Source organism: Brevibacterium litoralis (assembly GCF_040212315.1).
GTDB classification, from domain to species: Bacteria; Actinomycetota; Actinomycetes; order Actinomycetales; family Brevibacteriaceae; genus Brevibacterium; species Brevibacterium litoralis.
This window is the reverse complement of sequence record NZ_JBDIUY010000039.1, coordinates 21,462-36,457: the sequence shown is the minus strand read 5'-3', so window position 1 is coordinate 36,457 and position 14,996 is coordinate 21,462. Positions and strand designations below refer to the sequence as shown.

Sequence of the window (14,996 nt, the reverse complement as noted above, 5' to 3'; positions counted from 1 at the left end):
GGACGACAGGGTAGCGGCCCGGTCAGCGGCCGTCCGGGATGAAGGTGAGTGTGGTCCACAGCGCGTACAAGGGGTTTCGCCGACGCCGACGACGTTCGGCCACCATCCGGAGAACGCCGTACCGGAGCGGTGGGTTCGAGGGAAGACGCGCCTCGAAGAGCAAGCGCTCCTCAGCACTGAGATACTTCCAATCCCGTTCCGTCAGTTGCGGTACCCAGTCGTTGTCCTTGATCAGCTCACCCAGGGATCGCGGGCTCGTGGCAATGCTCTCAGTCATGTGCCCTCCTTGCCGTCGGAACGGAGGCGACCGTACGTGAGGACGTCGATACGTTCTCCGTCGACGAGGAACTTGGCGCGTTCCCGCCCTTCCTGTACGAACCCGGCTGCGAGCGCGATCGCACCGGAGGCCGGATTGTTCACACGATGGCCGAGTTCCAAACGTTCCAGGCCTGCCCCGTCCGCACCCTCGTCCTGCAAGGCCCAGTCCGCAACAGCACGGGCCAGTTGCTTCACAAGACCTCGACCGCGGTAACGCGGATGCCCCCAGTAGTACATCCAGGCACTCCTGTTACCCCGATCGACGTCGAGCCCGACAAATGCCGCGACGCCGCCACCGACGTCCACCACGAATGCGCGGCTGTCATCGCGGGTCGCCCAGGAGATGTACCGGCGTGCCGACGGCTCACTGTCGACTTCTCCTTGACGAGCCATGTCGGGCGAAGAACGGAAGGCCTCGAAGATGGAAGCTGCATCAGAGGGAGCCGCGACCCCCTCCTCCGGACGCCCTACCGTGCCGTGGGTGTCACACCCGGGCCTCCAGGCGGGAGAAGGCTCCGTCACCGTCCGGGCGGAGGTCACCTGCGCGCCCGGACTCGACCACACGACCGCGGTCGAGCACGTGGACGCGGGCCTCGTCCGGGACGAGATCGACGCGGTGGGTGATCTCGACGACCGTCGTCCGTCCCCGCACGTGGGCGGCCAGTCGCGCACGGACCTGCCCCGCAGTGGCCGAGTCGAGCTGACTGAGCGCCTCGTCGAGGACGAGCACCCGGGGATCCGCCACGAGAGCCCGGGCGAGCGCCAGCCGCTGCAGCTGCCCGCCGGACACCCCGAGGCCCCGCCCCGTCACCGGCGTAGCGAGACCAGCATCGAGGCCGCGCGCCCACTCGGCCATGCCGACGACCTCGAGCGCCCGCCACAGATCCGACTCGTCCGCATCCGGCGCGCCGAGTCGCAGGTTCTCGGCGAGGGCCCCGGTGATCATCGTCGGCTTCTGTGGGACGAGTGCGACCTGTGACCGCAGGTCGTCCAGCGAGCGGGAACGGACATCGGCGCCGTCGAGCAGGACCGCCCCGGAATCCACGTCCCAGCCGCGCAGGAGCAGGTCACCGAGAGTGGACTTCCCACTGCCGGAGACACCGACCAGGCAGCCCCACGTGTCGGCGGGCACGTGGACGTCGACGTCCGCAACGACCGGTTCCGGAGCACCCGGGTACGTGAACGTGACCCCGCGGAACTCGACGGCCGCCGGCCCGGAGGCCTCCGGAACCGCTCCGGACTCCCCGCCGGCCCCGGTCTCCCCGCCGACACCGACACCTCCCCCGTCACCGGCGGACCCCTCCACGCGGTCCTCCACGAGCGGCTCCGCCTCGACGACCTCTCGTACACGGGCGGTGGCGGCGAAGGACTGGTCGAGTCCGGACGCGAAATCGTCCACACCCTTGGCCGCACCCCACAGACCCACGCACACCATGAGCCCGACGACGACCGCCGTGACGGTCTGCACGATCACGGCGAGTTCCCCGGAGACCGGGCCCGCGACCGCATCCCCGGACAGCCCGGCCTGCCCGGCGTGGGCGAGGACGAACTCCGGCGTGAGCCGCGTCGAGGCGTACACGAGCACCGCGACGAGCGCCGAGAGCTGGACGAACTGCGTGGCAGCTGCCCGCACACCCTGGACGATCCCGGCCCGGGTCCGCGCCCTCTCCAGCGAGGCGTCCTCGGCGTCGAGACCGTGCAACCGCGCGGCCTGCGCCTCGAAGGCCAGCACCTCACGCACACCCTGGACGTCGTCACCCAGGTGCGCGGCGATGAGCCCCCGCCTCCCACTCACCAACCGCGCCGACCGCCAGGTCGTCCGCGCCGACAGGAGCGGCAGGAGCACGGTGACGACGAGGACGAAGGGCGCGAGCACGAGCGCGATCCCGGGATCGACGGCAAAGCCTGCCCACAGCAACACGACCAGGGGCACGAGCACCGCGGAGACGGCCGGTGGGAGCGTGTGCGCGAAGAACACCTCGATCCGGTCGATGTCGCGGGTGCCCCGTTCCGTGAGCTCGGCACCCGCCTTCCCGCGCGTGGCCGCCGGCGCCTGCGGCACGAGCGCCCGCACGTAGATCTCCCGCAGACGCTGGAGCGACGTGAAGGCCACCCAGTGCCCGGCGTAGTGCTCCAGGTACCGCAGCCCGGCCTTGAGCAGCGCCAGCACGACGAGCGCGACGACCAGGCCCCCGACCGCCTCCGGCACCCAGGGGACGTACGCGTCGACCGGCCCGAACGCCACTGGGAAGACCCCGGGGAACACCGCCCGCACGAGGGCGAGCCCCGCGAGGACGAACATCGCCACCCCGAGCAACTGGCCGACCACCCGCGCGAGGACCGACACCACCAAGGGCCACACGAGCCCCCGGGTCCGGGACAGCAACCACCGCGCATGGTCCCCTCGCGTCACACCCGCGGTGCCGCCCACGTCGTCAGCGCGAACGGCACCCTGTGCATCATGTGCACCCGTCATGCCCGCACCTCCTCGACACCGGCCGCCGTCAACCGCAACACCCGGTCGGCGGAGAGCACCGCCCGTGGTCGATGGGCGATCATGAGGACGGTCCGACCCTCCGCCAGCCGTTCGAGGGCGGCGAGGATCGCGGCCTCCCCGGCGAGGTCCACCTGCGAGGTCGGTTCGTCCATGAGCAGGATCGGGGCGTCGCGCAACCACGCCCGGGCGATCGACAGGCGCTGCGCCTGCCCACCGGACAGTGCGGAGCCGTGTTCGCCGACCTCGGTCTCCAGTTCCAGGGGCATGGCGCGGACCTCCTCGGCCATCCCCGCGACCTCGAGTGCCCGCCACAGACGGTCGTCGTCGGCCTCCGGAGCGGCCACCCGCAGGTTCTGTGAGATCGTCCCGAGGAACAGGAAGGCCGACTGCTCGACGACCGCCAGCCGGGACCGGACCACACCGGCGTTCGCGGCGCTCACCTCGACCCGGTCGACGAACGCACGCCCGGACCGTGGCACCAGGTGCGCCTGGATCACGGCACTCGCCGTCGACTTGCCGACACCACTCTCCCCGACGAGCGCCACCCGTTCGCCGGCGCCGACCCGCAGGTCCACCTCGCGCAATACCGGGGCGGATCCTGGCCACCCGGCTGTCACCCCCTCGAACACGATCTCGCCCGCCGAGGCGCTCTGGTCCTCTCCCCGACGCGACCTTTCCGAGTCCTGGCCCTCCGCGCCCGCCTTCACGTGCGCATCGATCTGCGCGAGCGAGGCCCGGCCCGCGATCCCGATGTAGAAGAACTGTCCGACCACGTCGACTGGTCCGATGACGAGCACCGCCATGAGCACGACCGCGACCGCCTGCCCCAGGTCGAGCGTTCCCCGTGAAACCCCGGAGAACGCGAGGCCGGCGGCAGCCACGACGACGGTGAGAGAGAAGGCCGCGTCGACGACGAGGATGAGCAGCTGATTCCCGGCGAGCAGGCGCATGAGGCCACGCCGGTGCTCCTCCCCACGGGCAGCCAGACGGGCGGCGGCACGATCGGCCGCACGGGAGTACACGAGAGTGTCGAGCGCCTGGATCGTCTCGAGGAACGCCGCCGTGAGTCGGCCCTGCGTGCGCCGGTAGTTCGCCCCGATCGGCCGGACCAGGCGCCGGAACCCCATGATGACGAGTGGCACGACGGCCAACAGCAGGAGCAGGACCCCGGCGATCCGCCAGGAGACCGTCACCCCCATGACGAGGAGGACGAGGACCGGGGTGGTGAGCGAGCCGGTCATCGGGCCGAGGAAGCCCGCGCGGTAGGTCGCCGCCCGTTCGACGGCACTCGTCGCCAGCGACAACAGGTGCCCGGACCGCCCGTGCGTACCCACGACACCCCGACGGAAGAGCGCGAGGACGACCACCTGCCGGATCCCCCGCTCGGTGCGGGCCCCGGCCCATTGGGACAGGACCGCGCCGGCACCCGTGGCGAGCGCGGCCACGAGCGCGAGGAGGAGAAGGTCCGTCCAGGTGAGGGCGCGCGGGGACACGACCCCGGCGGTCTCACCCCGGATCACGACCATGCCGTCGAGCACGGCCCCCGCCCGTGCGAACAACAGTGCGGTCGCCACCGCGGCGATCCAGGCGAGCACGGTCGAGGCCGGGATCACCCAGCCCGGCGTCGTGGAGAGCAGCGCACCGGACACGGGGGTCGATTGCCGTGTACTCATGACCAACACTCTAAGACGCGGCTCGGACGCACATCTCCCTTCCCGGCCCCGCCGAGACGTGACGTCCACGACTCACGTCCAGGACACCTCGCAGCGGGGACCGGGCAGGGAACGCACTTCACTCGGAATCCATCCGCGGGCCCTCCCCAGGAACCGACTGAGCACGTAGGCTGTCGATAACAGTCAGGTGTGACGGATTCACCCCACAGTCGTAGACTGCGGGGTATCCGCACTAATCGAACGATCGAGGATGATCAATGGACAACCTTCTGAGCAAGGAAGAACTCGAGTTCGCTCAGCACATGCGCGAGTTCTACCGCACCGAGATCCCGGAGGACATCCGGTACCGCGCCGCCGTCGGCGAGGAGACCAGCAAGGACGACATCGTCACGTCCCAGCGGATCCTCAACAAGCACGGCTACGCGACCCCCAACTGGCCCGTCGAGTGGGGCGGCCAGGACTGGACCCCGGTGCAGCGTCACATCTGGCTGGAGGAGATGATGCTCGCGCACGTCCCGCAGCCGCTGGCCTTCAACTGCTCGATGGTCGGTCCGGTCATCGCGAACTTCGGCTCGCAGGAGATCAAGGAGCGCTTCCTCCCGGCCACGGCCAACCTGGACATCTGGTGGTCGCAGGGCTTCTCCGAGCCGGACGCCGGGTCCGACCTCGCCGGCCTCAAGACCTCCGCGGTCAAGCAGGGCGACAAGTACATCGTCAACGGTCAGAAGACCTGGACGACGCTCGGCCAGTACGGTGACTGGATCTTCATGCTCGTCCGCACCAACCCGGACGTGAAGAAGCAGGAGGGCATCTCGTTCCTCCTCATCGACATGAAGTCCCCGGGCGTCACCGTCCGCCCGATCGAGCTCATCGACGGCTCCGTCGAGGTCAACGAGGTCTTCTTCGAGAACGTCGAGGTCCCCGTCGAGAACCTCGTCGGCGAGGAGAACAAGGGTTGGTCGTACGCCAAGTTCCTGCTCGGCAACGAGCGCAACGGCATCGCCCGGATCGGCTACTCGAAGGCCAACCTGGCCCGCGCCAAGGCCTATGCCGCGATCACGAAGACCGCCAAGGGCACCCTCCTCGACGACCCGGTGTTCGCCACCCGCATCGCCGAGATCGAGGCCCGCCTCACCGCTCTCGAGTTCACCCAGCTGCGCGTCCTCTCGACCCAGCAGCAGGGCTCCGGCAAGCCGGACCCGCGCTCCTCGGTCCTCAAGCTGCGCGGCTCCGTGCTCCAGCAGGACATCTACGAGCTCCTCGTGGACATCGTCGGCCCGCAGGGCCTGGACTTCGTCGACTCGCTGTCGACGGCCGAGGGCTTCTCCGACCTGCCCAGCGGCGCCCAGGACGCCATCAAGTCGTACTTCAACTACCGCAAGGTGACGATCTACGGCGGCTCATCCGAGGTGCAGCGCACCATCCTGTCGAAGGCCATCCTCGGGCTCTGAGGCCCACTCACGACTTTTCTTTCACCACAAGGAGACAACACCAGTGGATCTCGAACTCACCGATGTCCAGCAGGAGCTCGGCGCGATGGTGCGCCGCCTGCTGACCGAGAACTATGACGCTTCCGTCCGCGAGGAGCTGCTCGGCTCCGAGAAGGGCTGGAGCCAGAAGATGTGGGACCAGTACGCGGAGCTCGGCCTCCTCGGCCTGCCCTTCCCCGAGGAATTCGGCGGCGCCGGCATGGGGATCGGCGAGGTCGCCGTCGTCATGGAGGAGTTCGGCCGGGCCCTCGTGCTCGAGCCCTACCTCGCGACCGTCGTCCTCGGCGGCGGCCTGGTCCTCCACGGCGGCACCGACGAGCAGAAGGCGCAGTACCTCCCGGGCGTCGCGGAGGGCACCACTCTCCTCGCCTTCGCCGGCTACGAGCCCTTCGGTCGCTACGACCTCACCTCGCCGTCGACCACCGCCACGGCCACCGGTGACGGCTACACCCTCTCCGGCGAGAAGATCCGCGTACTCGGCGGCGACGCCGCGACCGGCTTCGTCGTCTCGGCGGCCGTCGACGGCCAGGTCGGCCTGTTCGTCGTCGAGGCGGGTGCCGAGGGCGTGAAGGTCGACGTCCGCACGCAGGCCGACGGCCACAAGGTCGCCGCCGTCGTGTTCGACAACGCCCCGGCCGCACGCCTGGGCACCGGCGACGCGGGAGAGGTCATTTCCCGCGTCATCGACATCGCCAACACGCTGCTCGCCGCCGAGGCCGTCGGAGCCCTGACCGTCGCCCTCGACACCACCGTCGAGTACATCAAGACCCGTGAGCAGTTCGGTGCCCCGATCGGCAAGAACCAGGTCCTGCAGCACCGCGCCGCGGACATGTACGCCGCCCTCGAGGACGCCCGTTCCATGGCCCTCTACGCCAAGCTCGCGATCGCCCAGGACACCGAGGGCGACTCGAAGACGCGTCACGCGGACGTCGTCGCCGCCAAGATGATCATCGACACGTCCTCGGAGCTCATCTCCAAGGAGGCCATCCAGATGCACGGCGGCAACGGCATGACGATGGAGTACCCCATCGGTCACTACGCCAAGCGCCTCACCGTCATCCCGCGCACCTTCGACGAGTACGACGCCCTCGGCCTCGAACTCGCCGAGCTGGGCGGCCTCATCGAGCCGAAGGCCGCCGACGTGGCTTGATCCTCCCGGATCACCTTCACCGCTCCCGAGGCGCCCTGTACGTGACATGTCACGTGCAGGGCGCCTCGTCGGCGTTCACACCGGACACTCGAGGAACCCACTACGTCGGGGTTCAGGCCAGGGCGCCTCGTCGGCGTTCACACCGGACACTCGAGGAACCCACTACGTCGGGGTTCAGGCCAGGGCGCCTCGTCGGCGTTCACACCGGGCACTCGAGGAACCCACTGCGTCGGGGTTCAGGCCAGGGCGCCTCGTCGGCGTTCACACCGGGCACTCGAGGAACCCACTGCGTCGGGGTTCAGGCCAGGGCGCCTCGGGCATTCACGACGGGCACCGACGCAGCCAGTTGCATCGGGGTTCGGGCCAGGGCGCCTCGGGCGCGTTCAGGCGCCTCGGACGGGGAGCTGACCGAACGCGTGGCGCCGGATCCACGCGTGCATGGCGATCGCGGCGGCCGCGGCGGCATTCATGGAGCGGGTGGACCCGTACTGTTCGATCGACAGGACCGCGTCGCAGGCGGCATGCGCCTCCTCGGTGAGGCCCGGTCCCTCCTGTCCGAAGAGCAGCACACAGTCGTGGGGCAGGTCGTGGGTCTCCAGCGGCACGGAGTCCGGGAAGTTGTCGATCCCGATGAGGGCGAGCCCCTGCGCGGCGCACCAGGCTGCCAGGCCCGCCACCGAAGCGAAGTGGTCGACGTGCTGGTAACGGTCGGTGACCATCGCACCGCGCCGGTTCCATCGCCGCCGCCCGACGATGTGCACCGCTGCTGCATTGAAGGCATTGGCGGTGCGGACGACGGAGCCGATGTTGAGGTCGTGCTGCCAGTTCTCGACGGCCACGTGGAAGCCGTGGCGCTGGGTGTCGAGGTCCGCGACGATCGCGTCCATCGTCCAGTAGCGGTACCCGTCGACGACATTGCGCCGGTCGCCGTCCCGCAGCAGTTCGGGGTCATAGCGCGGGTCGTCCGGCCACGGCCCTTCCCACGGCCCCACCCCCACCTGTGGCACGGCGGTGTCCTGCGTGGTGGCGTCCGGCACGGCGGCCTCTGACCGGGCCGGGCTCTTCTCGTCAGCGGTGTTCATCTCGTCCACCCGCCCATTCTCCCCCAGGCACACAGAACCGCCCCGGCGGCGTTCCACGCCGGAGCGGTTCGTGCTGGTCGGATCAGGTCAGGCCTTGGCCTTCTCCTCCGACTCCTCGTCGGCCTCCGCGTCCTTCGACGACTCCGAATCCGAATCGGACTCCGCCTCCGCCTTCTTCGCGGACCCGGATGTCCCGGCCTTCTTCGCCGCCTTCTTCCCCGCCTTCGTCACGGCGGTCCGGCCACCCTTGCCGGCACCGCGCAGCAGGTTGCGGCGGTAGGAACCGGCGGCCAGCAGGAACGCCACGAGCGCGGTGACGAGCACGATCCCGACGGACACCAGGCCCTGCCACCACTCGGCGTGGTTGCCCAGGAACGCGATCGCCGTGGCGACCGGCGAGGTGAACGGGATGTAGGTGAGGACCGGCAGCACGTCCCAGTCCCGCGAGAACAGCACCGGCACGAGCGCACCGGCCACGGCGAGCACGACGACGATGCCGTAGGACACCTGGCGGACCCGGCGACCGGCAGCCGTCGAGGCCCACAGGTAGAGCGACAGGAACAGCGCGACGCCGAGCACGAACAGCGCGGCGAACCATCCGAGTGTCGGCAGGGTCGCCTTCGCGATCGAGGCGTACCGGATGATCGACAGCCCCAGGAGGAACAGCCCACCGGCGAGCACCGGGTACGCGACCGACAGCAGCGTGAGACCGTACACACGGCCCCAGGCGGCGGCGCGCGGCGGGATCGTCGCGGCGAGGATCTCCGCGATCCGGTTGCGCTTCTCCAGCCGCGCGTTCGCGTAGAGCACCCCACCGAGCGTGACCACGGCGAGCGCCAGCAGGCCGGCGAAGCCCCAGGTCATCGCCGCGTAGACCTTCTCACCGACGAGCGGCGCGTCCACGAACTGGACGTCCATCGACGGGGCGAGCGCCTCGACGAGCTCCGTCGGCTCCGAGTCGAGCGCGAGCAGGTAGGGCGGCACGGTACCGGACTGGTCCTGCACGAGCATCGCGTCGACGTCACCGGCGCGCACGAGCTCCTGACCGGCCTCGACGGACTCGACGTCGACGGCGGTGATGCCGTACTGCTGTTCGAAGAGCGCCTCGTTGCCGGCCACGCCGACCATCGCGACCGTGGGCATCTCCGAACCGGTCGACAGGTCCGGCCTGGCCTGCTGCCAGCCGAGGAACAGCCCGGTCACGGTGCCGAGCACGACGAGCAACAGCGGCACGTAGTACAGCGGCGACCGCAGCGTCGCCGAGGTCTCCCGCGCCGACACGAGGTAGGCCGCCGACCGGCTGGTCAGGTCCCCGAACTCGGACACGAGTCCGGTCCGCGGCTCCTCGCCGGTCGCGTACTCCTCGCGCAGTTCGAAGGGGATCTCGTCCTCGTCCGCGGCCGCGTACTCGACGATCTCGACGTCGTCCTCCGCCGCCGAGGCGCCCTGCACCTCGTCCGCGCCCGTGTCCTCTGCGTCCGCGTCCGTGTCCTCGGCGTCCGCGTCGGGGGTCTCGACGACCTCCACCTCGGCCGGGTCCAGGTCCGCCCCGGCCGCCTCCGTGGTGGTGGCGTCCACGCCGAGGTCGGCGTCCGTGGTGTCGGTGGCGGGCGCCTCGGCGTCGGGGGTGCCCGTGACGTCCTTCGGATCCGCGGGGTCCACGGAATCGTCCTTGCGTGGTGTCACTTACACCCTCTCCTTGAAGATCTCGGCGAGTCCGGGGACCTCGCGGCCGAAGCCGCGCAGGCCGGAGGCACTCGTGATGGCGGGGGTGACGGCGTCCTCGTCGGCGACGCGGAGAACGATCCGGTCGGCGGTGACGGTGACGGCGTCCGTGGAGTCCTCGACGCCGGGCGCGCCCCGGAGGCTCTCGGCGGCGGCCTGTGCCGCGGCGGCGTCGGCGAAGTCGAGGCGGTAGCGCAGCTCGGCGGCTTCCGCGCGGAGTTCGGCGACGGAACCCTGGGCGACGACGGCGCCGTGGTCGAGCACGACGAGGTCGTCGGCGACCTCCTGCGCGTGGCCCCAGTCCTCGGTCGCCACGAGCACGGGTACTCCCGAGGCCGCATGGTCCCGCAGGAGGCCGAAGACGGCACGCACGCCGTCGACATCGAGGCCGGAGAACGGGTCGTCGAGGACGACGACGTCCGGGTCGGCCGCGAGCACGGCGGCGATGTCGACGAGGGACGCCTCGGTGCCGCTGAGGTTCGACAGGGGCGCGTAGGCGCGGTCGGACAGGCCCAGGCGCTTGAGCAGCGTGACGGCATTGCGTTCGGCCGCGCCGAGGGTCATGCCGTGGAGACGGGCGAAGAAGACGATCTGCTCGAGCACCTTCATCCCCGGGTAGCCACCGCGCTCGTCCGGCAGATAGCCGAAGTTCTGGCGGTCGCCGAACCCGAGTGCCGTGCCCTCCAGGGACACCTCACCGGAATCGGCGTCGATGAGTCCCATGATCACGCGGACCAGTTCCGTCTTGCCGGACCCGCGGGGACCCACGAGTGCGGTGATGCGTTTGGCCTCGGCCGTGAAGGACACGTCCTTCAGCAGGGTCTTGCGACCCGACTGGAGACCGATGTCGGTGAGTTCGAGCACTGGGGATTCCTCTTCTTCCTTACAGTGGGTGACGCGCTGACGGCATCCTCACGCTCCGGTGATCTGGTGTCCCGTGCGCTCGGATGCCGGTCGGTGCGGGTTCAGTCTGGTGTCTGGCGGGCAGTGGTTCAAACCACGCCCCGGCCGGTCACGGGACCTGCGGGGAACTCCCAGACTGGATGCAAGGGGTGCCAGGGCCGGGGCGGTGTCGGACTCAGTCCAGACCCAGGTCGGAGGTGGAGAGAGCGACGAGGTAGGGGATCCCCTCGGCCTCGACGCGTTCCTTGGCGCCGGTGTCCCGGTCCATGACGACGGCGACGGCGACGACCTCGGCGCCGGCCTCGCGGAGCGCCTCGACCGCGGTGAGCACGGAGCCACCGGTCGTCGAGGTGTCCTCGACCGCCACGACCTTCCTGCCGGCCACGTCCGGGCCCTCCACACGGCGGCCCATCCCGTGCTTCTTGGCCTCCTTGCGGACGACGAAGGTGTCGAGCGGGGTGCCGCGGACGACAGAGCGGTGCATGACGGCGGTGCCCACGGGGTCGGCACCCATGGTGAGACCACCGACGGCGTCGACCTGGTCCAGGTACCCCTCCGCTTCGAGCAGGTCGAGCATGACGTCACCGATGAGCGGGGCCGACCGGTGGTCGAGGGTCACCCGTCGGAGGTCGAGGTAGTAGTCGGCCTCCTTGCCGGACGACAGGGTGACCTTGCCGCGGATGACCGCGAGGTCGTCGATGAGAGTGAGGAGCTGCGCGCGTGTATCGGACATACTGCGCATTCTAGGGTCCGGGTCGGACAGGACCGTCGAGCGGGCGCACCCGGACACACGAAAGCCCCGGGGCGCTTGAAGCGACATCCCGGGGCTTTCGCAGCACTCCCCTCGAGTACCCGGACGCATCCCCATACGTCCGTTTCGTTCACCCGATCCCCACCGGGTGAACACCACAATTCTGAACCAGCGAGCATAAGTTTGTAAACCGAAGATTTCCCCGATCGCTACCCTTCACAGACTTTTCCCAGATCAGGTCGTATACACCTTCTCACCTGCGGAAACACGCGATTCTCACCGTCACGGAAGCGTCGCATCGCACCGCGTTCCACCCCGTGGACCGGATCCCTGTGTCGGAGCGCGTGCTCGACCTCATATCCGCCGACGCCGTGACGTCCACGACACCCCGCGGTCGGCCTCCCCTCCGGGTCGGACGGCTCACCCCTCGAACAGGGTCGCACCCACGTATTCACCCTCGGCGGCACCCGGCGGGATCGCCCACACCGTCGACCCGATCGGCACGGTCCACTGATTGAGCAGGTCCATCGCGTCGAGCCGCCGCTGGATCGGCAGGAACTGGCGCTCGAGGTCCGCCTGGAAGGACGCGAACATGAGCCCGGCCCGCCCGACCGGTGCCCGGCCCCCGACGGCGGTGACCCCGGGCGCACCTCCGGCCGTGGGGTCCTGTCCCGCCGCGCGCGCCTCGTCGTCGGGCAGCACCGACTCGTAGCTGTACACCCGGCGGTAGATCTGCTCGGCGGGGTCGCCCTCGTTCCGCGCCCGCGCCACGTGCGAGGCCGGGGAGATCACCGTGAGGCCCAGTGCGTCCTTCGCCTCCAGGTCGGGGATGTCGAACTCGTCCTCCCCGGTGAGCGGGGCACCGTCTCGCAGGCGCCGACCGACGAAGAACTCCCGGGCGGGGCGGTCCGCCTCGTCCCAGGTCTCCAGGTCCATCGCCACGTCGCGCAGGGCGAGGGTCGTCCCGCCGCTCATCCAGTCCGGGTGCCCGGCGGCCAGGTCCAGCGGCGGCTCGCCCCGCGGGCCGGACACCGACTCCGCACGCCCGAGGGTTTCACCCCACACGAGCCGTGCGAAGTCCTCGGACCCCGGCGACGGGTTGGCCGTCCCGTCCACCTGCCCGAACAGGTTCCGCATCGTCGTGCCTGCCGGCTGCGCGCCGTGGGCCCGCCGGAAGGCCTGGCGTGACCACCGCACCTCGGCATAGGCGCGGGCGTCCTTCACAAGCATCCGCACGGCGTGGGACATGACGAAGGGGTCGTCCCCGCACACCTGCAGCAGGAGGTCGCCGGAGCTGCGCACGGGGTCGAGTCGGTCGATCGAGAACTCCGGCAACGGGCCCAACCACTCCGGCACCGCCGCCGCCCCGGCCCGGCGCACGAGCCCCCGCCCGAACCCGAAGGTCACCGTGAGCCGTGACGGGTCGGCCGCGAGCTCGGGTTCGGAGTCGGCCAGGGGACCGCGCCCCTGCGTGAGCGCGGCCGCGTCGTCGCTCAGCAGCCGGAGGAGCCGGACGACGTCAGCGGCCCGTGTCCCGTCACGCAGCCCGAACGCCACGAACCGGGCGTGGGCCTGCGGCGGTGTCTGCACCCCCGCCTGGTGCCGACCGTGGAAGGGTTCGGTGCGCGCGCCGATCTCCCCGGTGTCCCCCGCCGGCCGAGGCGCCCCGGCCTCGGCACCGGTCTCTCCTTCCCCCGCCGCCTCCGGGGTGGCACCGCGGACACCCGGGCCGGCCACGTACCCGGCGGCGAACCCGGCACCGACGCCCACGACCCCGGCGGCACCGGTCTCCAGCAGATGTCGTCGCGAGAGGTCCATCAGTGGTCCTGGTCGTGGTCGGCGTGCTCATCCTCGTCGTCCGCGCCCGCCGAGGAGTCGGGGGCATAGCTCTCCCGGGCACCCGCGTAGTCCTTGGCCGGGAACTCGACGGCGATCTGGCCGGAATCGGTCTCCAGCGTCACCGCGACGACGTCTCCGGGCAGGATCGGCTCGGTGATCTCCATGAGCATGATGTGGTCACCACCCGGGGCGAACTCCACCTCGCCGCCGGCCGGGACGACGAATCCGCCGTCCTTCTCCTTCATCTGCGCGGCACCACCGGTGTTCTCGGTCTCGTGCAGTTCGACCATGTCGGCGACGGCGCTGGACGCGCCGGTGAGGGTCACGTCCTCGTCGCCCGTGTTCTGAAGTGTGCCGAACGCCCCGGTCATGCTGCCGGCGGGACCACCGTCCTCGTCCTCTCCGGTGGCCTTGAGCCATCCGTCGGCCAACCGGAGCACCTGTCCGGCCCCGTCCGTCCCGTCGGCACCGTCGGCGGGCCCCTCCCCGGACGCGGCTGCCGTGGTCGCGGACGACTCCAGGGGTGTGGGCGCCTCGGCGGCGGAGGCACCACAGGCGGAGAGCCCCAGGGCGAGCGCGCCGACCCCGGCGAGCAACACCGGACGGTAGGCACGTGCAGTGATGATTCGATAGGTCATGGCGCCAGGATAGAGCTTTTCTACGCCGTGTAGAAATAGGCCCGGGCCACCGACCCGAGCCGTCGAGAGGGCGCTCCCTACCGTCGAGCGGGCACTCCCGCACCCCACGTCGACCCCCGTAGGATGACCCCGTGCGTATCGCGACGTGGAATGTGAACTCGATCAGGGCCCGCAAGGACCGGATCGGAGCATGGCTGGACCGCTCCGACGCCGATGTCCTGGCCATCCAGGAACTCAAGTGCAAGGACGCCCAGTTCCCCACGGAGGTGTTCTCCGAACGGGGGTACGAGGTCGCCTTCCACGGTCTGAACCAGTGGAACGGCGTGGCGATCGCCAGCCGCGTCGGTCTGGAGGACCCGCAGATCGGGTTCCCGGGCATGCCCGGCTTCGGTGACCCCATCGCCCCCGAGGCCCGCGCCATCAGCGCGGTCTGCGGCGGCGTCGAGGTCCACTCCCTCTACGTGCCCAACGGCCGCGAGCTCGACCACCCGCACTACGCCTACAAGCTCGCGTGGCTCGAGGCCTTGCGCAACGTCGTCGCCGAGACCCTCTCCGCCGACCCCGCGAAGAAGGTGGTGCTCTGCGGTGACTTCAACGTCGCCCCGCAGGACGACGACGTGTGGGACATGGCCGCCTTCGAGGGCCTCACCCACGTGTCGGACGCAGAACGCCGGGCCTTCCAGGACCTCCAGGACGCCGGCCTCACCGAGGTGACCCGCCAGTTCACCCCCGGCCCCGGCGTCTACACCTTCTGGGACTACCAGAAACTGCGGTTCCCCAAGAAGGAGGGCATGCGGATCGACTTCCAGCTCGCCTCCGAATCGCTCGCGGCCACCGCTACCGCCGGGTTCATCGACCGCGAGGAGCGCAAGGGCAAGGGCGCGAGCGACCACGCTCCCGTCGTCGTCGACTTCGAGGTCTGACCTCCCC

13 protein-coding genes are annotated in these 14,996 nt (G+C 70.2%); 3 read left to right on the top strand and 10 right to left on the bottom strand.

The window, feature by feature from the left end; genetic code table 11:
* Nucleotides 1-22: 22 nt before the first annotated feature.
* The 4 genes from AAD496_RS13465 to AAD496_RS13450 are packed head-to-tail and all read right to left on the bottom strand — an operon-like array spanning nt 23 to nt 4,488.
* A complete protein-coding gene (locus tag AAD496_RS13465) occupies nt 23-277 on the bottom strand; it encodes a hypothetical protein (protein ID WP_349829330.1) in 255 nt (84 codons plus the stop codon).
* Nucleotides 274-840 (bottom strand): GNAT family N-acetyltransferase, encoded by a 567-nt coding sequence (locus AAD496_RS13460; protein ID WP_349829353.1) that lies wholly within the window; start codon nt 838-840, stop codon nt 274-276. Before AAD496_RS13460 ends, AAD496_RS13465 begins: the two co-directional genes overlap by 4 nt.
* Nucleotides 803-2,794, bottom strand: a complete 1,992-nt coding sequence (locus AAD496_RS13455; RefSeq protein WP_349829328.1) for an ABC transporter ATP-binding protein — start codon at nt 2,792-2,794, stop codon at nt 803-805. Before AAD496_RS13455 ends, AAD496_RS13460 begins: the two co-directional genes overlap by 38 nt.
* Entirely contained in the window at nt 2,791-4,488 is a 1,698-nt protein-coding gene (locus AAD496_RS13450) for an ATP-binding cassette domain-containing protein (protein ID WP_349829327.1), read from the bottom strand. Before AAD496_RS13450 ends, AAD496_RS13455 begins: the two co-directional genes overlap by 4 nt.
* Nucleotides 4,489-4,745: 257 nt before the next feature.
* Here AAD496_RS13450 and AAD496_RS13445 point away from each other — a divergent pair, with 257 nt between their 5' ends.
* Together AAD496_RS13445 and AAD496_RS13440 are read left to right on the top strand one after the other, a co-directional pair.
* The gene (locus AAD496_RS13445; RefSeq protein ID WP_349829326.1) at nt 4,746-5,939 is read left to right on the top strand and encodes an acyl-CoA dehydrogenase family protein; all 1,194 of its coding nucleotides are present in this window, start codon (nt 4,746-4,748) and stop codon (nt 5,937-5,939) included.
* A 43-nt stretch (nt 5,940-5,982) separates the two neighbouring features.
* The gene (locus tag AAD496_RS13440) at nt 5,983-7,128 is read left to right on the top strand and encodes an acyl-CoA dehydrogenase family protein (protein ID WP_349829325.1); all 1,146 of its coding nucleotides are present in this window, start codon (nt 5,983-5,985) and stop codon (nt 7,126-7,128) included.
* A gap of 383 nt (nt 7,129-7,511) precedes the next feature.
* On the opposite strand, the gene AAD496_RS13435 is transcribed toward AAD496_RS13440, so the two are convergent.
* From AAD496_RS13435 to AAD496_RS13410, 6 genes are all read right to left on the bottom strand, one after another.
* Entirely contained in the window at nt 7,512-8,210 is a 699-nt protein-coding gene (locus tag AAD496_RS13435; protein ID WP_349829352.1) for a TrmH family RNA methyltransferase, read from the bottom strand.
* Between the two features lie 87 nt (nt 8,211-8,297).
* Nucleotides 8,298-9,896, bottom strand: coding sequence for an ABC transporter permease (locus AAD496_RS13430; RefSeq protein WP_349829324.1), 1,599 nt, complete (start codon nt 9,894-9,896; stop codon nt 8,298-8,300).
* Nucleotides 9,897-10,799 (bottom strand): ABC transporter ATP-binding protein, encoded by a 903-nt coding sequence (locus tag AAD496_RS13425; protein ID WP_349829323.1) that lies wholly within the window; start codon nt 10,797-10,799, stop codon nt 9,897-9,899. It abuts the gene before it with no gap.
* Between the two features lie 214 nt (nt 10,800-11,013).
* On the bottom strand, nt 11,014-11,580 hold the full coding sequence (gene pyrE / locus AAD496_RS13420; RefSeq protein WP_349829322.1) for an orotate phosphoribosyltransferase: 567 nt from the start codon (nt 11,578-11,580) through the stop codon (nt 11,014-11,016).
* Between the two features lie 429 nt (nt 11,581-12,009).
* On the bottom strand, nt 12,010-13,407 hold the full coding sequence (locus AAD496_RS13415) for a Dyp-type peroxidase (protein ID WP_349829321.1): 1,398 nt from the start codon (nt 13,405-13,407) through the stop codon (nt 12,010-12,012).
* Entirely contained in the window at nt 13,407-14,066 is a 660-nt protein-coding gene (locus AAD496_RS13410) for a copper chaperone PCu(A)C (protein ID WP_349829320.1), read from the bottom strand. The genes AAD496_RS13415 and AAD496_RS13410 overlap by 1 nt, the downstream gene beginning before the upstream one ends.
* Before the next feature lie 131 nt (nt 14,067-14,197).
* Here AAD496_RS13410 and AAD496_RS13405 point away from each other — a divergent pair, with 131 nt between their 5' ends.
* Nucleotides 14,198-14,989: an exodeoxyribonuclease III gene (locus AAD496_RS13405; protein ID WP_349829319.1), complete on the top strand. Its 792-nt coding sequence runs from the start codon at nt 14,198-14,200 to the stop codon at nt 14,987-14,989.
* Nucleotides 14,990-14,996: the final 7 nt, after the last annotated feature.